Origin of the sequence: Streptomyces sp. NPDC051569, from assembly GCF_044454085.1 — a bacterium.
In the GTDB taxonomy this organism is placed as follows: Bacteria; Actinomycetota; Actinomycetes; order Streptomycetales; family Streptomycetaceae; genus Streptomyces.
Window position 1 is genome coordinate 1 of record NZ_JBITDJ010000019.1, and the last position, 23,803, is coordinate 23,803.

16 protein-coding genes and 2 CRISPR repeat arrays are annotated in these 23,803 nt (G+C 70.4%); of the genes, 14 read left to right on the forward strand and 2 right to left on the reverse strand.

All coding sequences use genetic code 11. The annotated features are described in order from the left end of the window. The 14 genes from ACIBAE_RS23440 to ACIBAE_RS23505 form a co-directional block, all read left to right on the forward strand. A partial coding sequence (locus ACIBAE_RS23440; protein ID WP_399288895.1) for an IS3 family transposase occupies positions 1 to 239 on the forward strand: 239 nt, incomplete at its 5' end. An 11-nt stretch (positions 240 to 250) separates the two neighbouring features. Beyond that, positions 251 to 1,682: a CRISPR direct-repeat array (repeat unit 28 nt; unit sequence GGACCATCCCCGCGTGCGCGGGGAGCAG). A 370-nt stretch (positions 1,683 to 2,052) separates the two neighbouring features. After that, entirely contained in the window at positions 2,053 to 4,845 is a 2,793-nt protein-coding gene (gene cas3 / locus ACIBAE_RS23445; RefSeq protein WP_399288897.1) for a CRISPR-associated helicase Cas3', read from the forward strand. Beyond that, positions 4,838 to 6,574, forward strand: coding sequence for a type I-E CRISPR-associated protein Cse1/CasA (gene casA / locus ACIBAE_RS23450; protein WP_399288900.1), 1,737 nt, complete (start codon positions 4,838 to 4,840; stop codon positions 6,572 to 6,574). Before cas3 ends, casA begins: the two co-directional genes overlap by 8 nt. Next, entirely contained in the window at positions 6,571 to 7,260 is a 690-nt protein-coding gene (casB, locus tag ACIBAE_RS23455) for a type I-E CRISPR-associated protein Cse2/CasB (RefSeq protein ID WP_399288903.1), read from the forward strand. The genes casA and casB overlap by 4 nt, the downstream gene beginning before the upstream one ends. Next, positions 7,257 to 8,456: a type I-E CRISPR-associated protein Cas7/Cse4/CasC gene (gene cas7e, locus ACIBAE_RS23460; RefSeq protein WP_399288905.1), complete on the forward strand. Its 1,200-nt coding sequence runs from the start codon at positions 7,257 to 7,259 to the stop codon at positions 8,454 to 8,456. The genes casB and cas7e overlap by 4 nt, the downstream gene beginning before the upstream one ends. Next, on the forward strand, positions 8,453 to 9,205 hold the full coding sequence (gene cas5e / locus ACIBAE_RS23465) for a type I-E CRISPR-associated protein Cas5/CasD (RefSeq protein WP_399288908.1): 753 nt from the start codon (positions 8,453 to 8,455) through the stop codon (positions 9,203 to 9,205). Before cas7e ends, cas5e begins: the two co-directional genes overlap by 4 nt. Continuing rightward, the gene (cas6e, locus tag ACIBAE_RS23470; protein ID WP_399288910.1) at positions 9,205 to 9,969 is read left to right on the forward strand and encodes a type I-E CRISPR-associated protein Cas6/Cse3/CasE; all 765 of its coding nucleotides are present in this window, start codon (positions 9,205 to 9,207) and stop codon (positions 9,967 to 9,969) included. Before cas5e ends, cas6e begins: the two co-directional genes overlap by 1 nt. Before the next feature lie 4 nt (positions 9,970 to 9,973). Then, positions 9,974 to 10,939: a type I-E CRISPR-associated endonuclease Cas1e gene (cas1e, locus tag ACIBAE_RS23475; RefSeq protein WP_399288913.1), complete on the forward strand. Its 966-nt coding sequence runs from the start codon at positions 9,974 to 9,976 to the stop codon at positions 10,937 to 10,939. Then, positions 10,936 to 11,286: a type I-E CRISPR-associated endoribonuclease Cas2e gene (gene cas2e, locus ACIBAE_RS23480; RefSeq protein ID WP_399288916.1), complete on the forward strand. Its 351-nt coding sequence runs from the start codon at positions 10,936 to 10,938 to the stop codon at positions 11,284 to 11,286. Before cas1e ends, cas2e begins: the two co-directional genes overlap by 4 nt. Before the next feature lie 92 nt (positions 11,287 to 11,378). Beyond that, positions 11,379 to 11,896: direct repeats of the CRISPR family, unit length 29 nt; unit sequence CTGCTCCCCGCGCACGCGGGGATGGACCC. Positions 11,897 to 13,078: 1,182 nt separating this feature from the next. Beyond that, positions 13,079 to 13,507 (forward strand): TIGR03668 family PPOX class F420-dependent oxidoreductase, encoded by a 429-nt coding sequence (locus ACIBAE_RS23485; protein ID WP_399288919.1) that lies wholly within the window; start codon positions 13,079 to 13,081, stop codon positions 13,505 to 13,507. Positions 13,508 to 13,587: 80 nt separating this feature from the next. Next, positions 13,588 to 14,166 carry a histone deacetylase gene (locus tag ACIBAE_RS23490; RefSeq protein WP_399289119.1) on the forward strand — a complete coding sequence of 193 codons (579 nt, stop codon included), beginning with the start codon at positions 13,588 to 13,590 and terminating at the stop codon, positions 14,164 to 14,166. A gap of 947 nt (positions 14,167 to 15,113) precedes the next feature. Further along, a complete protein-coding gene (locus tag ACIBAE_RS23495; protein ID WP_399288922.1) occupies positions 15,114 to 15,425 on the forward strand; it encodes a hypothetical protein in 312 nt (103 codons plus the stop codon). A gap of 374 nt (positions 15,426 to 15,799) precedes the next feature. Further along, positions 15,800 to 16,396, forward strand: coding sequence for a SigE family RNA polymerase sigma factor (locus ACIBAE_RS23500; RefSeq protein ID WP_399288924.1), 597 nt, complete (start codon positions 15,800 to 15,802; stop codon positions 16,394 to 16,396). A 201-nt stretch (positions 16,397 to 16,597) separates the two neighbouring features. Further along, positions 16,598 to 18,244, forward strand: a complete 1,647-nt coding sequence (locus ACIBAE_RS23505) for a long-chain fatty acid--CoA ligase (protein WP_399288927.1) — start codon at positions 16,598 to 16,600, stop codon at positions 18,242 to 18,244. A gap of 215 nt (positions 18,245 to 18,459) precedes the next feature. Here the strand turns inward: ACIBAE_RS23505 and ACIBAE_RS23510 are convergent, their stop codons facing one another. Continuing rightward, the gene (locus ACIBAE_RS23510) at positions 18,460 to 23,013 is read right to left on the reverse strand and encodes a PAS domain-containing protein (RefSeq protein ID WP_399288929.1); all 4,554 of its coding nucleotides are present in this window, start codon (positions 23,011 to 23,013) and stop codon (positions 18,460 to 18,462) included. A gap of 231 nt (positions 23,014 to 23,244) precedes the next feature. Next, positions 23,245 to 23,721, reverse strand: coding sequence for an SSI family serine proteinase inhibitor (locus tag ACIBAE_RS23515; protein WP_399288931.1), 477 nt, complete (start codon positions 23,719 to 23,721; stop codon positions 23,245 to 23,247). Positions 23,722 to 23,803 lie beyond the last annotated feature (82 nt).

Below are 23,803 nucleotides of genomic sequence, written 5' to 3' on the forward strand. Positions count from 1 at the left end.
TGGCGGAGAACCTGTGGATGCTGACGAAGACCGAGTGCGTCCGCGGTCGCGTCTTCGCCACCAGAGCCGAAGCCAACCTCGCACTCTTCGAGTACATCGACGGCTTCTACAACAGCCGGCGCATCCAGAAGCGGCTCGGCTACCTCAGCCCCATCGAGTTCGAGGAAAAGCACTACGCCGACCAGGCAACGACCAAAAGAGCGAACCTGAAACCCCGTCAACCCTCCTTGACCAACTGATCGGCACCTCCCGAGCAACGGCCGCGTGCGCGGGGAGCAGTCCGCCAACCTCAAAGCCTCGGCGGGCCCGCTGGGACCATCCCCGCGTGCGCGGGGAGCAGGTCGGCCCCCAGCCGTACGAGCCGATAGCGTTCGGACCATCCCCGCGTGCGCGGGGAGCAGTTCCGGGTCGTCCAGGTCGCCGCCGCCTTGCAGGGACCATCCCCGCGTGCGCGGGGAGCAGGCGCTGGACAAGTTCGACGGGACGTCCTGGCGGGACCATCCCCGCGTGCGCGGGGAGCAGCGCGCCCGGCGTGCGCTCCCACCTGCAGGTTGAGGACCATCCCCGCGTGCGCGGGGAGCAGACGGGCTGGTGGTGCGCGAGGCGATCCCCGAGGGGACCATCCCCGCGTGCGCGGGGAGCAGTTCCTATCGTGCGGGGCGGCCGGTTGGGGCGGGGGACCATCCCCGCGTGCGCGGGGAGCAGATCCATGGCCATCTGGCGTTCGACGCGAGCCAGGGACCATCCCCGCGTGCGCGGGGAGCAGCGGTTCGTCTGCTCTAACGTCAACCGGTTGACGGGACCATCCCCGCGTGCGCGGGGAGCAGAGGCTCTGTGCGATGACCCAACGAATCTCGGGGGGACCATCCCCGCGTGCGCGGGGAGCAGACACTGACGACTGGACGGCGTTCGGTGCCATTGGGACCATCCCCGCGTGCGCGGGGAGCAGATCGCTTCGGCCTTGAGGACTTCCGCCCTGGTGGGACCATCCCCGCGTGCGCGGGGAGCAGTTGTCGGCCCTCTCCGTGTTAATTCGCTCCAGGGGACCATCCCCGCGTGCGCGGGGAGCAGGCCGTTGATCTCGACCATGGTCTACTCCTCGGAGGACCATCCCCGCGTGCGCGGGGAGCAGCTCAACACCCACGAGGACGAGGGGTGGACGCCGGGGACCATCCCCGCGTGCGCGGGGAGCAGGGGTCACGGGTCCTGGTCGTCGCGACGGAAGCGGGACCATCCCCGCGTGCGCGGGGAGCAGACTGGCAAGGAAGTCGACCCCCGAGACCGAGCGGGACCATCCCCGCGTGCGCGGGGAGCAGCTAACAGCCTTGTGATCAAGGGGGGCGGAGGCGGGACCATCCCCGCGTGCGCGGGGAGCAGCCGCCGGTTCACCTCGGACTCGCTGTCGCCGAAGGACCATCCCCGCGTGCGCGGGGAGCAGCGCTGATGGTGAGGGGGTCGGGGGAGGAGGTAGGGACCATCCCCGCGTGCGCGGGGAGCAGGAACGAGCAGCAGCATCGGCCGCCTGGCGCTGGGGACCATCCCCGCGTGCGCGGGGAGCAGGGCCCGTCGAAGGTTGGCGACACCCGAGCCGTGGGACCATCCCCGCGTGCGCGGGGAGCAGACCACCGCGTTCAACAGCAACGAGTCGACCCTGGGACCATCCCCGCGTGCGCGGGGAGCAGACTCCGTGACCTGCGGCGTTAGCGGCCGCTGGCGCGGTTTCCGCGTAGTTTCATTGATTCCGTCAAATGAGACATAAGGCTGCAATTCATCCGTGGCTTGCGCCTGATAAGCCGTTGGTCGCCATCGAGCGCACCGGCGGATCTTAGAGCACGCCCGTTCCTCAGGTGGCACGTTTGCCTCAATCAAACCGAGGGCGCCGTCAATTGCACGTAAAGCCTTCACGCTCGCTGATTTGCCTGTATTCATCAGACCATGACGGGCGAAAGAGAACCCCGATCGGGGCTGGGAGGCCGCCTCTCCGCAGCGACGCGGACCGTGTGGGCCAAGCACGACCGGGATACCGAGGGATGGTTGCCGCTGTGGCGGCACATGGCCGACAGTGCCGCCGTTGCCGGGCTGCTGTGGGACCGCTGGCTGCCCGCGAGTATTAAGCAGTTGATCGCTGAGCCGCTGCCGGGTGGTCATGACGACGCACGGCTGCTCGTCTCCTGGACGGCCGCCGTGCACGACATCGGTAAGGCGACGCCCGCCTTCGCCTGCCAGGTCGATCAGCTCGCCCAGGTGATGAGCGAGGCCGGGCTCAAGGCCAAGACCCAGGGGCAGCTCGGTCATGACCGGAAGATCGCCCCGCACGGGTTGGCGGGCCAAGTCCTCTTGGGTGACTGGCTCGAAGAGGAGCACGGCTGGACGGTCAAGCAGTCGGCGCAGTTCACGGTCGTCGTGGGTGGTCATCATGGGGTGCCCCCGGAGCACCTGCAGATCAAGGACCTGATGGACCGGCCCCAGCTGCTCCGGACCCCGGGGCCCAGCGAGGCGGTCTGGCGGCGCGTCCAGGGGGAGCTGCTCGACGCGTGCGCCGCCGAGTACGGCGTACGGGAACGGCTCGGCGGCGACTGGCGAGCCGTGAAACTGTCGCAGCCCGTACAGGTGTTGCTCTCCGCACTCGTGATTCTTGCCGACTGGATCGCCAGCAACCCTGAGCTCTTCCCGTATTTCCCGCAGGACACCCCCCGTACCGACGAGGAGCGCGTGGCCGCCGCCTGGCGAGGGCTGCGCCTTCCGCCGCCCTGGCTGCCCGAGGAGCCGCCGCGGGATCCGCAGGAGTTGTTCGCGTCCCGCTTCGATTTGCCGCCCGGGGCCAGGGCCAGGCCCGTGCAGGAGGCGGCGGTGCGGCGGGCGCGTGAGATGCCTGTGCCGGGGCTGATGGTGATCGAGGCGCCGATGGGGGAGGGCAAGACGGAGGCCGCGTTGGCCGTGGCCGAGGTTTTCGCGGCTCGTACGGGTGCGGGCGGGGTGTTCTTCGCGTTGCCCACCATGGCCACCGGAAACGCGATGTTTCCCCGGCTGCTGGACTGGCTGGGGCGGTTGCCCGCCCAGGAGGGCGCTCAGTTCTCTGTCCTGCTGGCCCACTCCAAGGCCGCGCTCAACGAGGACTACGCCGATCTCATGGGCGAGAGCCGGCGGCCGATCGCCGCCGTCGACCTGGACGCCGATACGGAGGAATGGCGGCCTTCGGACGGGAAGCGGTTCGCCCCGGCCGAGTTGGTCGCCCATGAGTGGCTGCGGGGTCGCAAGAAGGCGATGCTGTCGTCGTTCGTCGTGGGGACCGTCGACCAACTCCTGTTCGCCGGCCTCAAGAGCCGTCACCTGGCGCTGCGGCACCTGGCCGTGGCGGGCAAGGTCGTCGTGATCGACGAGGCGCACGCGTACGACACGTACATGAGCGTCTACCTGGACAGGGTGCTGTCGTGGCTGGGTGCCTACCGGGTGCCCGTGGTGGTCCTGTCCGCGACTCTCCCGGCGGCCCGGCGACGACAGCTCGCGGAGGCGTACGCCGGGGTGAAGCCGGACGCGCCGGAGTTCGAGGCGGTCGCTCAGGCCGCCGCCTACCCGCTGCTGACCACGGCCGCGCCGGGCGCGGATCCCGTCATCGACGCTCCCCCCGCCTCCGCCCGTGCCGGAGAGGTCCATCTCGAACGGCTCGACGACGAACTGGTCGTTCTCGGCGACCGGCTCGCGGCCGAACTCGACGGTGGCGGCTGTGCGCTGGTCGTACGCAACACCGTCAAGCGGGTCCTGGAGACGGCCCGAGTTCTGCGTGAACGGTTCGGCGAGGAACACGTGACCGTCGCCCACTCGTGCTTCATCGACGTGGACCGCGCGGCGAAGGACGCCGGCCTGCTGGCCCGCTTCGGCCCCCCGGAGAAGGTGAAGGACGCCCGTCCGGACAAGCGGCACATCGTCGTCGCCAGCCAGGTCGCCGAACAGTCCCTGGACGTCGATTTCGACCTCCTCGTCACCGACCTGTGCCCGGTCGACCTGCTGCTGCAGCGGACCGGACGTCTCCACCGCCATCAACGCGGCGTGGACCAGCGCGATCGGCCCGAGCGGCTGCGCGCCGCCCGGTGCCTCGTCACCGGCGTGGACTGGAGTGCGGACGTGCCCGCGCCGGTGCGGGGATCGGTCGCCGTGTACGGGGCCTACGCGCTGCTGCGCTCGGCCGCCGCCCTGTTGCCGCATCTGGACGAGACGGCCCGGCCCGTACGTCTGCCCGGGGACATCAGCGTGCTGGTGCGGGAGGCGTACGCGGACGGGGTGGCCGGTCCCGAGAGCTGGTCGGCCGCCATGGCGACGGCGCTGGAGCGGCACGAGAAGCACCGTAAGGACCAGGCCGAGCGTGCGGAAGTGTTCCGTCTCGGTGGCGTGGGCAGGCCGGGGCGTCCCCTCATCGGGTGGGTCGCGGCCGGCGTCGGAGACATGGACGACACACCCTCCGGACGCGCTCAAGTACGCGACAGTAAGGAGAGTTTGGAGGTGGTCGTCGTCCAGCGCCGTGCCGATGGATCGCTGGCGACCGTGCCATGGCTGGCGGATGGACGAGGTGGCGTCGAACTTCCCGTCGACCGGGTGCCGACGGCGAAGGCGGCGCGGGCCGCGGCGGGATGCGGTCTGCGTCTGCCCATTCAGTTCTCGTACGCCGAGGTGATGGACCGGGCGATCAGTGAGCTTGAGGAGCTGTACGTACCCGCCTGGCAGGCGAAGGACAGTCACTGGCTCGCCGGCCTGCTGGTTCTCCCGCTGGACCTCGATTGTCAGACCCACCTGGCAGGCTTTTCGCTCAAGTACAGCCAGACCGACGGTCTTGAGGTGAAACATGTCTGAACCATGTCAAAAGCTGGTGAGTGATGGCGGCTTATCGTTCGACCTGACCGAACGCCCCTGGCTGCCGATTCAGCGGAGGGACGGCACAGTGGCCGAGCTCTCGCTGCGCGAGGTGTTCACTCAGGCGGCCGACGTGCGTCGGCTCGTCGGCGACCTTCCCACGCAGGAGTTCGCCCTCCTGCGTCTGCTTCTCGCGATTGCCCACGATGCTCTCGACGGGCCACGGGACAGCGAGCACTGGGGCGAGCTGTGGGCCGACGAGGAGTGCTTCGCACCCGTGGGGGGATACCTCCACGGCCACCGTGGCCGGTTCGATCTGCTGCATCCGACGGCGCCGTTCTTCCAGGTCGCGGGGTTGCGCACGGCACGGGACGAAGTCTTCTCCCTCAACCGGATCGTTGCCGACGTCCCGAACGGTGAGCCGTTCTTCAGTTCGCGCATGCCCACCGTCAGCCGTCTCGGCTTCGCCGAGGCTGCCCGCTGGATCGTCCATGCGCACGCCTTTGACACGTCCGGCATCAAGTCCGGTGTCGACGGCGACGAACGGGTCAAGGGGGGCAAGGTGTATCCGCTGGGCGTGGGATGGGCCGGCACGCTCGGCGGAGTCTTCGCCGAGGGCCGCACCCTGCGGGAGACCCTGTTGCTCAACCTGGTCGGCGCGGACACCGCCACCATGCGGTTCAGCGAGGACGACCGGCCGGCCTGGGACCGGGAACACTGTGGTCCCGGGGCCTCCGAGCCGCGCAGGCCCTCAGGGGTGAAGGACCTGTACACCTGGCAGACGCGCCGGCTGAGGCTGCACTTCGACGCGGAGGGTGCCCATGGAGTGGTCCTCGGCTACGGAGATCCGCTCACCGCGCACAACATGAACGCGTCCGAGCCGATGACGGGATGGCGGCGCAGCCAGGCGCAGGAGAAGAAACGCGGTGAGGCCCGGGTCTACCTGCCTCGCGAGCACGATCCGGCGCGCTCCGCCTGGCGAGGGCTCGCCTCGCTGATCGCCACCCGGGCCGAGACCACCCAGGGAGCCGAAGCCGCACCGTACCTGCGGCCCGGCATTCTCGAATGGATTGCCCGGCTGGTGACCGAGGGAGAGCTGCCCCGGGGCTTTCTCATCCGGGCGAGGGTCATCGGTGCGGCGTACGGCACTCAGCAGTCGGTGGTCGACGAGATCGTGGACGATCGGCTCGCCATGGACGTCGTCCTGCTGCACGAGCGGGACCGCGTGTACGCGCAGGAGGCCATGGACGCGGTGCGCGACGCCGAGGACGCCGTCACCGCGCTCGGTGATCTGGCCACGGACTTGGCCCGTGCCGCGGGAGCCGAGACCGAGGGACCCCGGGCCACCGCCCGTGATCTCGGTTTCGCGGCCCTGGACGGCCCGTACCGCACCTGGCTGCTGGAGCTCACCGAGGCCGGCGACGCCTTCGAGCAGCGCGGAGTCTGGCAGCGGGACGTGTACCGGATCATCGCGAGGCTCGGCGACCGCCTGATGGCCGACGCCGGGGACGCTGCCTGGGAAGGCCGGGTCCTCGCGTCCAAGAAGGGCACGCTCTGGCTCAACTCGGGCCTCGCGGACAAGTGGTTCCGCGGTCGGCTCCGTAAGGCCCTGAGTGATCCCTTCTCCGCCCCACCCCCTGACGGCGGCCCGCCCGCGGCTCGGCCACCGGACACGGATCCCGCGCCCGGGACCGCCCCCTCCGCCCTCTCCCCGAAGGTGCCCGCATGACCACTGCCGCCGAGCCCGTCATGCTCCCCCATCCTCAACGGATCGGGTCCGTCACGGGCAGGATCATCTCCCGGCTCCAGAAGGACTACCTGAACGACGTGCCGTACGCGGTGGCGGCCCTGGCCAGGCTGCGCCGTGGCGCCGGCAAGGAGTTCCCTGAGGTACCCGACCTGTGGGGTCTGGCCGACACGAGGGGGCTCTACGAGCAGCCCGACGGCTCGTGGCCGCTCAACGAGGACGAGCTGACCTACGCCGAGGACGCGGTGCACGTCTCCCTGACGCTGTGGGCCCTGCACCAGCAGTCCCGGGGGAACGGCATGCACCAGCCGGACCGGCCGAAGGCCCCCACCGGCTTCGGCGCGGCCGTCCGCAGGCTGATGCCGAGGGACGAGATCGACGAGTCGATCCGCAAGCGATTCGTCCGGGCCGGGACCGCGCCGAACCTGTCCGCCCTCGCCCAGCGGCTGCGCGACATCGTTCTGCTGCTGCGCCGCGAGGACATCCCACTCGACTACGCCCTGCTCGCCGAGCACCTGTACCGCTGGCAGCAGCCCGGCGGGCGGGACATCGTACGGCGGGCGTGGGGCCGGTCGTTCCACGCCTACCGGGGACCCGACACCGCCGACACCGCCGACACCGCCGACACCGCCGACACCGCCGACACCACCGACAAGGACGCCTCGTGAACCGCATCTTCCTCGACGTGCACGCCCTGCAGACCGTCCCGCCCAGCAACCTCAACCGCGACGACACCGGCGCACCGAAGTCGGCCGTCTACGGCGGGGTGCCGCGCGCACGCGTATCCAGCCAGGCGTGGAAGCGGGCCACTCGCACGTACTTCAAGGACGAGAATCTCCTTGAACCGAGCGAGCTGGGCGTCCGGACCAAGAAGGTCGCCGAGGTGCTCGCCGCTCGTATCACCGGCCTCGACCAGTCGCTGAAGGGCTCGGCGGCGCTCCTCCTCGCGGCCGAGGTGATCCAGGCGGCCACCGGCTCCAAGATCGAGGTGCCGAAGCGGAAGACGGACGCGGCGAAGGAGGGCTCGCCCCAACCGGAGCCCGAGTCGAAGTACCTGATGTTCCTCAGCGCCCGGCAACTGGACGGCCTGGCCGCGCTCGCTGTGAAGGGAGCGGACGACATCAAGGCCTTCCTCAAGGACAAGGAGACCAAGACCCGCGCCAAGGAGATCGCCGACACCCTGCATTCCGTCGACATCGCGCTGTTCGGCCGCATGGTTGCGGACTCCGCCGACCTCAACGTCGACGCCGCCGTCCAGGTCGCTCACGCCATCAGCGTGCACCGCGTCGAAAATGAATCCGACTACTACACCGCCGTGGACGATCAGAACACCGACGCGGAGCCCGGAGCCGGAATGATCGGCAACGTCGACTTCAATTCGGCCACCCTCTACCGCTACGCGGCCCTGGGAGTGCACCAGCTCGCCGCCAACCTGGGGGAGGGCCTGCGCGAGGGCGAAGCTCCCAGCACGCCGGTGCGGCGGGCTGTGGAGGCTTTCGTCCACGGATTCATCGCCTCGCTGCCCACCGGAAAGATCAACACCTTCGGCCACCACACGATGCCGGACGCCGTCATCGTGAAGCTCCGCACCACGCGCCCCATCAGCTTCGTCGGGGCCTTCGAGGAGCCCGTGTCCGGTGAGCAGGGCAGCGGACATCTGTGGGAGGCGTCGACGCGTCTGGCGGACTACATCCCGGACGTCGAGCGGGCCTACGGGGATGAGGAATCCACCGTTTCCTGGGTGCTCCGGGTGGGCCCGAACACCGAGAAGCTCACCGGAATCGGAGAGGACGCGACCAGTCTGACGGCGCTGGTGGAGTCGGTCGGCCAGGCGGTCGCCGAGCGCCTGGAGAGGCACGCATGAGCGTGCTCACCCTGTGCCTCGCCGGGCCCTTGCAGTCGTGGGGGTCCGCTGCCCGCTTCGTTCGCCGTACGACCGAGTCCGCCCCGACGAAGAGCGGGGTGCTCGGGATGCTGGCCGCCGCCCAGGGCCTGGCACGCGGTGACGACGAGGGACTGGCGCGGCTCGGCGCGCTGCGCTTCGGTGTCCGGATCGACCAGCCGGGCACGCGCGTAAGGGACTTCCAAACCGCCCACCACGCCGTCACCGGCAAGTCCATGCCCCTTTCGGAGCGCTTCTACCTGGCCGACGCGGTCTTCGTCGCCGCGGTCGAAGGAGAGAGGGCGTTCATCGACGACCTCCACTCCGCGCTGCGCACGCCGGTCCACCCGGTCTTTCTGGGACGCCGTTCCTGCCCGCCGGCCCGTCCTGTCGAACTCGGCGTCCACCATGACGACGACCTCGAACAGGCTCTGCGTGCCGAGCCCTGGCAGGCGTCCGCGTGGTATCAGCAGCTGCGCCGCCGCCACGGGACGGTGCCCTTGGTGATCATGCGGGAACCCCGTCCCGACGAACCTGCCGAGCTGGCAGACACGCTGCGCGATCAGCCGCTCAGCTTCGCGGCCGAACAGCGCAAGCACGCCCTGCGCTCCGTGCTCCGTACGTCGGTGGACGTGCCGAACCCGCAGGCGAGGGCCGCGACGACATCGGCGACCACCCAAGCCGTGCCGGAGCACGACGTGTTCGGCGCTCTGGAGGAAGAAGACACCTGATGTATCTGACTCGTTTCCGCGTGAACACCGCGCGCCCGGGAGCCCGTCGGCTGCTCTCCTCGCCCCAGTCGGTGCACGCGGCCGTCATGGCGTCCTTCCCCGGCCTGCTGCCCACCGACACGGACGGCCCCCGGGTGTTGTGGCGCCTCGACCACAACGCCCGTGCCGAAGTCTTCCTGTACGTCGTCAGCCCCGGGCGGCCCGATCTGACCCACCTGGTCGAGCAGGCCGGCTGGCCGGCGGCAGCACGGGATCCGGAGACACCGGGTTGGCAGAGCCGTCCGTACGCTCCGTTCCTCGAACGTCTCGCCGCAGGCGAGACGTGGGCGTTCCGGATCACCGCCAACCCCGTCCACCACATCCGCCGCAAGGACGGCGAACCGACCAAGCGGACCGCGCACGTGACCCCCGTCCACCAGAAGGGATGGCTCCTCGACCGCCAGGAGCGCTCCGGGTTCCGCGTCGTGGAGAAAGCGGAGGAGAAGAGGCTGCTGCCGGAGGGCCGGACGCACAAGGGGCAGAAGCACCACGGTGACCGGTACGAATTGATGGTCAGGGATCAACGGGCCCCGTCATTCGCGAAGGGCGGCGACGACCCGGCGAAGCGGAACCGGGTCAGCCTGGTGACAGTCACCTTCGACGGCCATCTCGAAGTGACCGACCCCGAAGCACTGCGCCGCACCCTGGTCCAGGGGCTCGGCAAGGCCAAGGCGTACGGCTGCGGCTTGATGACCCTCGCCTCGCTCCCCACCACGGACGGGTGAACCGGTGACGACGGTCGGCAAGCGCACGGCACTCACGCCGAGGCACCTCACCCGCGCCGGAGAGCGGGTCTCCTTCGTCTACCTGGAGCGGTGCACGGTCCACCGCGACGCGAACGCCATCACCGCCGAGGACGCCGACGGCACCACCCATATCCCGTCGGCCACGATCGGCACCCTCCTCCTGGGCCCCGGCACGCGCATCACCCACCAGGCGATGAGCGTCCTCGGGGAAACCGGCGCGGCCGTCGCCTGGGTGGGTGAGCACGGGGTGCGCTACTACGCGGGCGGTCGCGCGCTGACCCGCTCGTCCGCCCTGGCCGAGGCGCAGGCGGCGCGGTGGGCCAATGTCCGCAGCCGCATCGCGGTCGCCCGTGCCATGTACCGCCTGCGCTTCCCCGACGAGGACCCCGCAGGGCTCACCCGTCACGAACTCCTCGGCTGCGAAGGCCGTCGCGTCAAGGACTGCTACCGCGCGGAGGCAGCCCGTACGGGAGTCCCCTGGCGCGGCCGGAAGTACACGCCGGGGGATTTCTCCAGCGGTGACGCCGTCAACCAGGGCATCACCGCAGCGGCCCAGTGCATGTACGGCATCGCCCATGCCGTGGCTGTTTCCCTCGGATGCAGTCCCGCCCTCGGGTTCGTCCACTCCGGCCACGAGCTGTCCTTCGTCCTGGACATCGCCGACCTCTACAAGACCGAGATCGCTATTCCGCTGGCCTTCGACATCGCGAGCGAGGGAGAGGAAGACGTCGGCTCCCGCACCCGCCGCGCCCTGCGCGACCGCATCAACGAAACCGGCCTGCTCGACCGCTGCGTAAAGGACATCAAAGGCCTCTTGCTGGGAGCCGGAGCGACCACGACGGGCAGCGACCCGGCCGAAGCCGAAGGCGACCGCGTCACTCTCCAGAGCGACGGTGGGCGCGAGGTAGCCGCAGGCCGGAACTACGGGGACGAGGCGGTGATCTGGTGACTGTGATCGTCTTGACCAACTGCCCGCCAGGGCTCCGCGGATTCCTCACCCGCTGGCTCTTGGAAATCTCGGCGGGGGTCTTCATCGGCAACCCGTCGACCAGGATTCGCGACGTCCTGTGGGACGAGGTCCAGCAGTACGCGAACCAGGGCCGCGCCCTCCTCGCGCACACCACGAACAACGAGCAGGGATTCACCTTCCGCACTCACGACCACGCGTGGCACCCGACCGACCATGAGGGCCTGACCCTGATCCGGCGCCCGAGCAGCCAGGCGCCATCGTTGGCCGAGGGACCCAAACCAGGCTGGAGCAAGGCGTCCAAGCGTCGGCGCTTCGGCAGGGGGTAAGTGATGTTGCTGTCGCTTTGGTAGCGTTTGTCGGAGTCGGTGAAAGTACTCGAAACCGCTCTCAGCGCGGATAAAGACGCAGGTCGCGGAGACTGCTCCCCGCGCACGCGGGGATGGACCCTGGTGCACCTATCCGAATGCCAACTGGCCACGCTGCTCCCCGCGCACGCGGGGATGGACCCGGATTCTCACTGCGCTGCTTCGGGCGCCGATGACTGCTCCCCGCGCACGCGGGGATGGACCCACTCTGAGCTGATTGTCGTTCAGAGGGGGGCCCTGCTCCCCGCGCACGCGGGGATGGACCCCCGCATCTGCTGATCAACCGATGGACCGCGGTCTGCTCCCCGCGCACGCGGGGATGGACCCCCTGCCGTGGCCAAGGCGGTACCCAGCATGGTCTGCTCCCCGCGCACGCGGGGATGGACCTCCGAGGTGGCCCATCCGCCCGCCCCGGTCTCTCTGCTCCCCGCGCACGCGGGGATGGACCCGCTCCACGAAGGCCGCCGTTTCCGGAAGAGAGCTGCTCCCCGCGCACGCGGGGATGGACCCGGTGTCGTCTCCTTCGACGACACCGCAGCGTTCTGCTCCCCGCGCACGCGGGGATGACCCCGAGAGCGTGGGCGAGGATGGATGCTCCCTGCGTATGCGGGGATCTTTATAGCAATGATTGCAGCATGAGGTCAGGGTGCACACTCCTAACAAATGCGCCGTGATTGCAAGCAAAGGCTCGCGAGTTGCAATTTCGGTCAGTAGTTCTTGGGCGGGCGACGTGTATTTGACGTTGATGTGCGCGTTGAAGATTTGGTCCGGGTGATCAGATTTTCTCGGCAATGGAACGTTGTGGACCTCGCGGACTGACGACTATCCTTCTCGTTTCGGCCTAACGCCGCTCTTGCGTCTGCCGGGAAACCTGATGAGATGCCCCCGGAATGTCCTTGCTCTGTTTGGTCGAACTCAGAGACAGGTAGGAGGGGATTGTCGAAGGGCTGCTTCCGGCCTCGTGACGGTAGTGGCGTGCTGTTCGCTCTTTGTCGACGTCCAGTTCGAGGAAAGGTGGCGATGTCGCCGACGTTGATCACGGGCACGCCCCTCCACTCACGTGTTAGTTCGGCCTCCCACGGCACTGTCGCCATATTCTGTTGCGGAGAGCTCTCCTGGATGAAGTTGGCTCTCAAGGCCTTATGGCGTCCCGTCGCTGCCTCCGACTCAGTGATGTCACCCCCTCGAATATCAAAAACAAAGGGGGGAAGTCAGGTCGAATCCGAGGCCGGAGGCCTCATCGCGAAGCCTTGAAAAGGGGGTGGGGATCTCTGTGGTGAATGCTCGATCTATTGATCCAACGTGCCATGAATTGCTTGTAGAATGAGGCGGCCCAGCGTTGCGAAAAAGGTGTAGCGATTCCAATTCTTTTCCTTAGTATCGTGATTAGTTTTCTCCTGTTGCATGATGCTCCCATGTTTCTGTCTGCTTGTGTGAATTTTGCATGAGTGGCGACCGGAGATTTGGTCGTGAGCGCGACGATATAGGAGTCATTGGAAATATTTGAATCGACGCGCCCACACCCACCCTCTCATTGGTCGAATGGGGAATGGCGGATCGGCTTTGCGTGTTTCTCGGACTACCTGGTAATCACATCATTCGCGATTCGCATTGGCTGCAATTGTTAGGAAATCTTCATGACCTCTGTTGTCCCGCTCTACGCTCATAAGGTCCTCCAGAGATATTGATGGCTTCCGGGGATGCTCGCGGTCCCGGGGCCCTCTGCCCGCGCGGGGCTGGGTACGGTCGGGGTATGGAACTTGGGCCTGAAAGCGCTCGGGCGCGCTTCGAAGGGGCGGCGGTCGGCCGGCTCGCCACCGTCGATGGGGCGGGTGTTCCGCATCTGGTGCCCGTCACGTTCGTGGTCGACGAGGACCGGCTCTACTTCGCCGTCGATCACAAGCCCAAGAGCACCTGGGACCTGCGGCGACTGCGCAATATCCGGGAGAACGGTCGCGTCGCCGTCCTCGTCGATCATTACGGAGACGACTGGTCGACGCTCTGGTGGGCGCGCGCGGACGGTTGGGCCGAGGTGTGGGAAGACCCGGTGCGGCGGGAAGGGCCGGTAAGTCTTCTTCAGGCGAAGTACCCCCAGTACCGCGAGACCGTCCCGGCGGGACCTGTGGTCGCGATCCGGGTGGAGCGGTGGTCGGGGTGGTCGTTCGCGGCGGTGGCGGGGTGACCGGCCTGGGCGTCGTCGAGGAGGGGTACCGGGGCAGCACTTCGCCGGGTCACGTCTGGTACACGTCGTACGGGTCCAACATGCATCTCGACCGTCTGGGCTGCTACCTCGCCGGCGGGCGGCCTCCGGGAGCTTCGCGGACGTACCGGGGGTGCCGGGATGCCCAGGCGCCCGCCGCGTCGGTGCCGGTGGAGGTCGCGGGGACGGTGTACTTCGCGACCGAGTCGCCCGTATGGACGGGCGGGCGCGCGTTCTACGACCCGGACGCGCGTGGGGGTGTCCTCGCGCGGGCGCACCTCATCACGGCCGAACAGTTCTCGGACATCGCTGCCCAGGAGATGTACGAGGAGCCGGGGACGGATCTCGACCTGACGGAGGCGTTGGTCCGGGGCAGGGCGGTGCTGGGGGGCGGGCGTTACGAGACGCTCGTACGCCTGGGCACCCTGGACGGGTTCCCGGTGCTCACCTTCACGGCTCCGTGGAGCATGGAGCAGATCGAGTGGAACAAACCCTCCGCGGCGTACGTGCGGCACCTGTCGGCGGGTCTGATGGAGGCGGGCGCCTGGGATGTGGCCGCCGTCGCCGCGTACGTCGCGGCCCGCCCGGGCGCGGCCGGCCACTGGAGTGCCCGGGAAGTCGCTGACCTGATCACCCCGTAGAAGGCAACGGCGGTGCGTTGCAACCACGGTGCTCTTCCAGGGGTCCAGGTAAGTGGGTGGCGCCTCGGGCACGCCCGCAGGTCGGGCCTGCTTCCCCGGTGAGGAGATCTGTCGTGCGTCCGGGTCGGCGTCCGCCTCTGGTCGCGGTGGGCGCTTCGGCCGAGGGGGAGCCGGGTGCGCCGGTGGCCGTCACGCCCGCGCCGCGCAACGGCGGTCACGGGGCTGGGTGCAGAACCACGTCAGCGACGATCAGTCGGAGCTCAAGGTGATCGTCCCCCCACGGCATGACGGCGGTTGGCGTGCCCGAGAAGTGCGTGTCCGAGGAGCGCGTGCCCGGGCCGGACAGCCGGCCTTGGGCGGTCCGCCCGGCCTGGGCGGACGCTGCCGGAGCCGGGGCCCGGGGCGTAGCAGCGGTGAGGGTGCGTACGCCGGTGGGATCGATGGTCGTGTTCCGTACGCCGTGGCCGGGCGGCCCGCCGTCCCGCGCCGGGAGGACGGCCGGGTCCCGCCCGGTGGGGGGCGAGCGCGTCGCAGGGGTTTCGTGGGGGAGCCGGGGACGGCGGGGGGAGTCCGCTCCCGGCGGCGGAATGTGCGGGTGTGAAGGGTCAGGACGACCGCGTGTGGGGCGATGGCCGCGTCCATATTCGTCCGAGCGTACGAAATGGGGCAGAGGGCTGGCGTGAACTCGCCACCCGGAAAATGTGGCGGAACGCTTCACCTCTTGCGGGACAAGGGTTTCGCCGGGCGCTCACAGATTGAACTGCGGCTTTGAGGGCGCAAAGAGGGTTTATCGACATGTCCTCACGCTTGCGAGGGAATAAGGGCCTCCGGGCTGGTTCACGGGGGATCGGTGGGCAATTCTGGAGTCGCGACGTCGTCACCGCGACCGAGGCGGCTGGCCAACTGCCTCGGACAAAGCCGCACTTCTGTTTCCTGGAGGAAATGACATGGCAAGCTTCCGTACCGCCCGTGCCTTCGCCGCTGTCGCCGCGCTCCCCCTCGCCGCCGCGCTGTTCACCGGGGTGGCTCAGGCCGACAACGGCGCCTTCTCCAACCACGGATCGGACTCGACCGTGGCCACGCTGAGCGGCAGCGGGGTGGGCGGACACAACTTCGGCAACTCGACGACCACCCAGCAGGTGGCGACGGGGGCCGGGGCGTCCAATCAGAACAACACCGCGAGCGTGGTCGGCTCGGGCTTTACGTCGATCGACCAGTCCAACCAGAACATCGCGGTGAACTTCACCAACCTCTGGTGACCCGCAGTCCGACGGGGGCGTGACTGAGGGGTGAAGGACGTTCTGCGCGACGGTGCTCCGGCTCCGTCGCGCAGAGCCCTTCCGTAAGTGGGGGCGGGAAGCGTGCGCGCGCATGTGGGGGCCGTACGGTCGCGCTCCGTACGACGCCCGCGTGGCGCTCCGTACGGCGCCCCCGTGCGGTGACTCCGGGCCGGCGCGCGACGGCCCGGAGTCCCCCGGCCCTGAGGGCCGTTCCCAGGGGCGACCCTGATGGCCTCCTGCCCCTCCTCCACCTTCAGGAGGTGGAGCCGGAGGCGCCCCTACTCCCTGAGGCGGACAGCGCTTCGGGACCTGGGGCCGATCCACCGGGCGGGTCTCGCTCCTAGCGTGGAGCCATGACCACGCCTGTCCGCACGAGCGTCTCCACAGCCGCCAAGCCGGCCGCGTACCAGCCGTACCCGCCTTACGCGTCGAACCCGCCCTACGCGTCGTACCCGCCCTACGCGTCGTTCACCTCGTACGTACGGGCGCGGGGGCCCGTGCTGCTGCGTACCGCCCGCTCCCTCACGGCCAATCCGTGCGACGCGGAGGACCTGTTGCAGACGGCCCTCGCCAAGACCTACGTCGCCTGGGACCGGATCGAGGATCATCGCGCCGTCGACGGTTATGTCCGCCGGGCCCTGGTGAACACCCGTACCTCGCTGTGGCGCAAGCGCAAGGTCGACGAGTTCTCCTGCGAGGAACTGCCCGAGTCCACGGGCCTGCCGGAGCCCGACCCGGCCGAACGGCAAGTCCTGCACGACGCGATGTGGCGGGCGGTGATGAGACTCCCCGACCGCCAGCGGGCCATGGTCGTGCTGCGCTACTACGAGGATCTCAGCGAGGCCCAGACCGCCGAGGTGCTCGGTGTCTCGGTCGGCACGGTCAAGAGCGCGGTGTCCCGCGCGCTCGGCAAGCTCCGCGAGGACCCGGAACTCCTGCCCGTCCGCTGACCGTCGCTCGAACAGGTCCTGCCAGGTGCCGCCGAACACTTCCGCCAGGTGCCGGCGCCGGTCCGGCCGGCTCCCGGCGAGCTTCCGGCGAGGCTTCCTGCGGTGGTTCATCGCCCGGGTAGTGACATACCGCGCGGTACGTGCGCAGAATCGGCGCATCGCTTGCCGCAACGTAGCGCCAGCGCCCACCGGGAGGACGCCGTGCTCAGCACCATGCAGGACGTACCGCTGACTGTGACCCGTATCCTGCGCCACGGGATGACCATCCACGCGACGTCACAGGTCACGACCTGGACCGGCGGGAGCGAGCCCCATCGACGCAGCTTCGCCGAGATCGGCGGGCGCGCGACGCGCCTCGCCCGCGCCCTGCGGGACGAACTCGGAGTCACCGCCGACGAGCGCATCGCCACCCTCATGTGGAACAACGCTGACCACGTGGAGGCGTACTTCGCGATCCCCTCCATGGGCGCGATCCTCCACACGCTCAACCTCCGTCTCCCCGCGGAGCAGTTGATCTGGATCATCAACCACGCCGCGGACCGCGTGATCATCGCGAACGGCTCCCTGCTGCCGCTGCTCGCCCCGCTCCTCCCGCACCTGCCGACCGTCGAGCATGTCGTCGTCTCCGGCCCCGGCGACCGCGGCCCGCTGGAGGGCTCCGACGCGCGGGTGCACGAATACGAGGAGCTGATCGCCGGCAGCCCGGCCACCTTCGACTGGCCCGAGCTGGACGAGCGTGCCGCCGCCGCCATGTGTTACACCTCCGGCACGACAGGAGACCCCAAGGGCGTTGTCTACTCGCACCGTTCGATCTATCTGCACTCCATGCAGGTCTGCATGTCCGAGTCGATGGGACTCACGGACAACGACACCACGCTGGTTGTAGTGCCCCAATTCCACGTAAATGCGTGGGGATTGCCGCATGCCACCTTCATGAGCGGCGTGAACATGCTGATGCCCGACCGCTTCCTGCAGCCCGCCCCGCTCGCCGAGATGATCGAGCGTGAGAAACCCACCCATGCCGCCGCCGTCCCGACCATCTGGCAGGGGCTGCTCGCCGAGGTCACCGCCCGGCCGCGTGATCTGACCTCCATGGCCCGCGTCACCATCGGCGGTTCGGCCTGTCCGCCGTCGCTGATGGAGGCGTACGACAAGCTCGGCGTACGCCTCTGCCATGCCTGGGGCATGACGGAGACCTCGCCGCTCGGCACGATGTCCAATCCGCCCGCCGGGCTCACCGCCGAGCAGGAGTGGCCGTACCGCGTCACCCAGGGGCGCTTCCCGGCCGGTGTGGAGGCGCGGCTGGCCGGACCCGGTGGCGACTTCCTGCCATGGGACGGTGCGTCGGCCGGTGAGCTGGAGGTACGCGGCCCGTGGATCGCCGGGGCGTACTACGGCGGCGCGGGCGGCGAGGCGGTCAAACCCGAGGACAAGTTCAGCGAGGACGGCTGGCTGCGCACCGGCGACGTCGGTGTCATCAGCCCCGACGGCTATCTCACGCTCACCGACCGCGCCAAGGACGTCATCAAGTCCGGCGGCGAATGGATCTCCAGTGTGGAGCTGGAGAACGCGCTGATGGCCCATCCGGAGGTCACGGAGGCCGCGGTCGTGGCCGTACCGGACGAGAGGTGGGGCGAGCGCCCGCTCGCGACGGTCGTCCTCAAGGAGGGCGCTGCCGCCGATTACGCGTCGCTCCGGGGGTTCCTCGCCGGGAGGATCCCGAAGTGGCAGCTGCCGGAGCGCTGGGCGGTGGTGCCCGCGGTGCCGAAGACGAGCGTCGGGAAGTTCGACAAGAAGGTGATCCGCAAGCAGTACGCGAACGGGGAGCTGGACGTCACTCAGCTGTAGGGAGGACAGGGCGGAAGGGGAACCGCTGAACCGCTGTACGGGCGGGGTGGGCGGCCGACAGGGCCGCGCCAGGATCCCCTTTGTACGGTCTCTCCCATGGCCGGTCCTCGTACGGCCCGGCCATGGGAGAACCGGCCTCGTCAGCAGCGCTTCGTCAGCAGGCGCTCGTTAGCAGGCCCTCGTCAGCAGGCCCTCGTCAGCGGCCCCGGGGGCCGCTAGTTGGTGCCGATCTTCGCGAGCAGGTCGACGATCCGGGCCTGTACCTCGTCGCTGGTGGAGCGCTCGGCGAGGAACAGCACGTTCTCCCCGGAGGAGAGAAGAGGCAGCTCGGCCGCGTCGATGCCGGTCGCGGTGTAGACGATCAGCGGGGTGCGGTTCAACTGGCCGTTCGCCCGCAGCCAGTCGACGATCCCCGCGCGTCGGCGTCGTACCCGCATCAGGTCCATGACCACGAGGTTCGGTCGCATCTGGGAGGCCAGGGCGACCGCTTGGTCGTCCGTCGCCGCCCGGGCGACCTGCATACCGCGCCGCTCCAGCGTCGCCGTCAGGGCGAACGCGATCTCCTCGCGTTCTTCGATCACCAGGACGCGTGACGGGTGCTGCTCGCTGTCGCGCGGCGCCAGGGCCTTGAGGAGCACGGCCGGGTCAGCGCCGTACGCCGCCTCCCGGGTCGCCTGTCCCAGGCCCGCCGTGACCAGGACGGGCACCTCGGCGGCGACCGCGGCCTGGCGGAGCGACTGGAGCGCGGTACGGGTGATCGGGCCGGTCAGCGGGTCGACGAACAGCGCCGCCGGGAACGCGGCGATCTGGGCGTCGACCTCCTCGCGGGAGTGCACGACCACGGGGCGGTAACCGCGGTCGCTCAGCGCCTGCTGGGTGGAGACGTCCGGCGCGGGCCAGACCAGCAGCCGGCGCGGGTTGTCGAGCGGTTCCGGGGGGAGCTCGTCGTCGACGGGGCGTGGCTGGGGGCGGTTCGCGACCTCGACCGCGCCACCGGGGCCGTCCAGCGGCTCGGGGCCTTCCGCGCCCTCGTCGGGCGCGCCGATCGCGTAGGACCGTCCCTCGGAGTGATCGGCGGGCAGCCGTGAGCCGCCCTGGGACGAGCCGGCCTGCGGGTGGCCGTGCGACAGGCCCTGGGCCTGGCCAGGCGTCTGGCCAGGCGTCTGACCGGCTGCCTGGGCCTGCGGTTGGGGCCTGGTGACCGGCTCGGCACGGTCGTCACCGTCGGGCGGGGTGCCCAGCCTGCGGCGCCGGCCGGAGCCGAGGGACTGCGGCTGGGTCTGGGCCGGGCCCTGGCTCGGTTGCTGGGGCAGGTGCTGTGCGAAGGGCACGCCCTGGCCGAGCGTGCGCACGCTGAAGGCACGTCCCTGGGTGGAGTCCGGGGAGACCGGAGCCTCTTCGGGGAGCGGCTGGGCGGGCGGCAGCGGCTGGGCGGCGGCGCGTCGCGGCAGCTGATCATCGGATTCCGCCACTGGTGCGGCGGGTGCGGCGGGTGTGACAGGTACGGCGGACCTGGTGGACGCACTCGACGCGCCGGGCTCGCGCGAGGCGGAGGCGGCCGGCATGCCGCCGGCGCCGCCGTCCGGGGCGGGATCGTCGGGCCAGGCCGGCGGCGGCGTCATCATGCCGAAGCCCGCACCCGTGGGCGCGCCGTGGCCGGGGGGCACCGGCCCGGGACTTCCCCACCCGTTCGGATCGACGGCCATGGCGCCGGTGCCGGGGCCCTGGCCGGACGGTACGGAGGCTTCCCCGCGTGCCTGGCGGTGTCCCTGTGCCGAAGCGGGCAGCGGGTGCGGCTGGGGCGGGGTGTGGTCGGCGTCCGGTGCCGTACGTACGGCGTCATGGCGGCCCGGTAGCGAGGCGTCGGGCCCGGTGCCCGGCCAGGTCGGCCGGGCAGGCAGACCGGGATCGGCGGGCGGGGCCGTGGCCGGGACGGGCACGGACGAGGCGGCCGGGGCGGGGAAGGGGGTGCGGTCCGCCTCGGCGGGCGGAAGCGCGAACGCGCTCCGGGCACCCTGCGGGTCGGCCGGCGTGGCGGTGTGCCGTTCCTGAGCGGGTGCCAGCGCCCTGCGCGCCCGGCGCCCGGCGGTCTGGGCCTGGGTCTGGGCCTGATTCTGGGCCTGATTCTGAGCCGGGGCCTGCGCCTGGCCGGGGGCGGTCGTCGGCCCGGGAATGGACGGCCCGGGAACGGACTGCCCGGGAGCGGACGGCGCGGATCCGGACTGCCCCGGAGTTGACTGCCCGGGGACGGACTGTGCCGGGGGCATCGGAGCCGGCGGCTGCATCGGGGCCGGCCGCCTCATCTGCGGCGGTGCTGTCCGTCCGGGGACCGGAGGTGACGGCGGGGCCGAGGAGAGCCCCCGTACGGCGGGCGCGGACGAGGCGGAGGGCGCGTCGGAGGTGGCGGGGGGCAGCGCCGGCAGGGCCCGCTGCCCGCCCTGCGGTGCCCGGCGCCCCACACCCACGCCGGGCGCCGAGGCGGCCGTGGCCGCGTTCGCGGGCACACCGCGCGGCGATACGGCCTGGCCGAGCGCCGCGCGCCCGTTCGGATGCGACCCCTCGGCGGCGGTCACAACCGAGCCCTCCGAGGGCGCCGCCGCCGGCAGCGCGAGGGCGGAACCCGTACCCGCCCCGGCGGCGGCTCCTGCGCTTTCCGCCGGGCTCGGCCGCCCACGCCGACGGCCGGTGCCACCGCTTCCGCCGGACTCCTGCCCGGGGTCATCCTGTGCGGGCGGTACGGAAGCCTCGGTACCGGCTCCGGCGCCGACAGCCTGAGCGCCAACACCGTCTCCCGTGACGGCACCGGCACCGGCACCGGATCCGGCGCTGGCACCGTTGCCGGGGTCGGCCGCCCGCGCCCTGCGCCGTCCGGTCGGCTCCCCGGCGTCCTCCGCCGGGCCCTCCAGGAACGCGTCCGTGGACGACCGCCGCGCGCGCCGCCTGCCACCACCCGAGGAGGCCGCGGGACCCTGCGGGCCCTGCCCCTCGGCGGCGGGCTCCGGCTCGGCCGCTGTCGCGTCTTCGGCCGCTGCGACGGGTGTGGGCGCCGCAGCGGGCGCGGGCATCGCGGAGGGCGGCGGAACCGTCCCCGCGCCCCCGCCCAGCGGTACCTCCAGCACATACGCGCTGCCGCTCATCCCCGGCACCTCGTGCGTCTGCAGCACGCCGCAGTGCGCCCGTACGATCCCGCGCACGATCGGCTCGTGCACCGGATCGCCTCCCGCGAACGGCCCGCGCACCTCGATCCGTACGACATCACCGCGCTGCGCGGCCGCCACCACGATCGTCGAGTCCACGTAACCGCCGCCCGGCAGCAGCCGCGCCCGGCCGGTCGAGTCGACCCCGGCCACATCGGCGACCAGATGCGCGAGCGCCGTCGCCAGGCGTCCACCGTCCACCTCGGCCTCGATGGGCGGCGCGTGCACCGCGAACTGCGCCCGGCCGGGACCGATCAGCTCGATCGCACCCTCGACACCGGCCGCCACGACCCCGTCGAGCAGGACGTTCGTCTTGGTGAGCTGTTCCACGCCCGCGTCGAGCCGCTGGTAGCCGAGGACGTTGTCCACCAGGGTCGTCATCCGGGCGTAACCGGCGGCCAGATGATGCAGGATCTGGTTCGCCTCGGGCCACAGCTGGCCTGCGGGATCGGCGGCCAGCGTGGTCAGTTCGCCGCGCAGTTCCTCCAACGGCCCGCGCAGCGACTCGCCGAGTACGGCGGTCAGCTGGCTGTGTCGGGCGCTCGCGGCCCCGTACCGCTCCGTCAGTTCCTCGATCTCGGCGGCGTACCGGTCACTGCGGTCGGCGAGTTCCACCGCGTGCCGCTCGGTCGCTTCCGCCAGCTCGGCGGTGAGACGTTCGGTCGTCGCGGTCCGTTCCGCCGTGAGCCGTTCCGTGGTCTTCGTCAGCTCCGCCGCGTGCCGGTCCTTCGCCTCCGCCAGCTCGGCGGTGTGCTGCTCGGTGAGCTCCTCGTACGGTCGGCGGTCGGTGAAGGTCATCACGGCGCCGACGAGCTGATCGCCGTCCCGCACGGGCGCGGTCGTCAGATCGACCGGCACCTGCTTGCCGCTCTTCGCCCACAACACCTGCCCGCGCACCCGGTGCTTGCGTCCCGACCTGAGCGTGTCCGCGAGCGGGGAGTCCTCGTACGGGAACGGCTCACCGTCCGCCCGCGAGTGCAGGATCAGCGGGTGCAGCTGATGGCCGCCGAGGTCGCTGGCGCGGAAGCCGAGGATCTGCGCGGCGGCCGGGTTGACCAGGACGACCCGGCCCTCGGTGTCCGTACCGACGACACCCTCCGACGCGGCCCGCAGGATCATCTCGGTCTGCCGCTGCGAGCGTGCCAGCTCGGCCTCGGTGTCCACGGTGCCCGACAGGTCCCGTACGACCAGCATCAGCAGCTCGTCGCCGGTGTAGTTGTGCGAGTCGTTGTACGCGTCCCTGCCGTCCTCCAGGCTCGCGCTGGTGACCTCGGCGGGGAACTCGCCGCCGTCCGTACGCCGCGCGACCATCCGCTTCGGCTTGGTCCGGCCGTTCTCGTCCGCCTCTTCCGGGCGGCGCATGGAACCGGGGATCAGCTTGGAGTCGAACTCGGGCAGCAGATCGAGCAGCCCACGGCCGACCAGCGCGGTCCCGGGGGTCTCGAACATCTCCAGCGCGATGGTGTTGGCGTTGACGACCGTGCCGTTGGCGTTGACGAGCACCAGACCGTCGGGCAGTGCGTCGAGTATCGCCGCGAGGCGAGCAGCGCCCCGGGATGGCCTGCTGCTCACGACGACGCTTCCTCCCTGACCTACTGCACCTTGCGGACGGCGGGCCCCATCTTGCCGCTCGGGTTCCGGCCTGTCTCAGAAGGGAGTCTAAGGGCTGGGGAGGAGACCGTGACGGCGGATGAGGCGGAGGCCTCACCGAGGTTGTGTGCGAATGGCCCGCGCCACCCTCTCGTCATCGGTCGGCCACCGCCCCGCCAACCCTCTTCCCGGCGGGTTGTTTCCGGCCCGCGCTTACTGCCGGGCGCTCGGCAGCACCGGCTCCAGTGTCCGCCAGCGGGAGATCTCGCACCCGTTCGTCCGGTTGAAGGTGGCATCGATGGCGTGTCCTCGCCACATACCGGTGATGCGCGCGGTGGCCGCACCGCCGTAGAGCATGGTGCACATCGCGTTCTTCGGCACCGGCGCGAACGGGTCCTTGCCGTCCTTCGCCAACTCCGCCAGTCGGTCACACGCACCCTTGGCCTGGGGATGCGTTCCGCCGACCGGACCGCACTTCAGCTTGAACGCCCCGTCGGCGCTCCTGACCCCGCTGTCCGCGACGGTGACGGTGAACTGGTCGGCCTGCCGCTCCGCCAGGGGCTGCGGCAGAGGCAGGGGAAGTGACAGCGGCAGTGACAGCGGCAGAGGTGGCACGGCCGAGGCGGCCGGCGCGAGGGCGCCCAGCAGGGCGAGGGGGACGGCGGCGGTGAGGCCGAGGCGACGAAGCATGGGGGGCTCCTGACGATGAACGGATCCGGGGGCGGCGCCCCGGCATCTCTAACGCGCCCGGAGCCCCGGCGTTGCGCGCCGA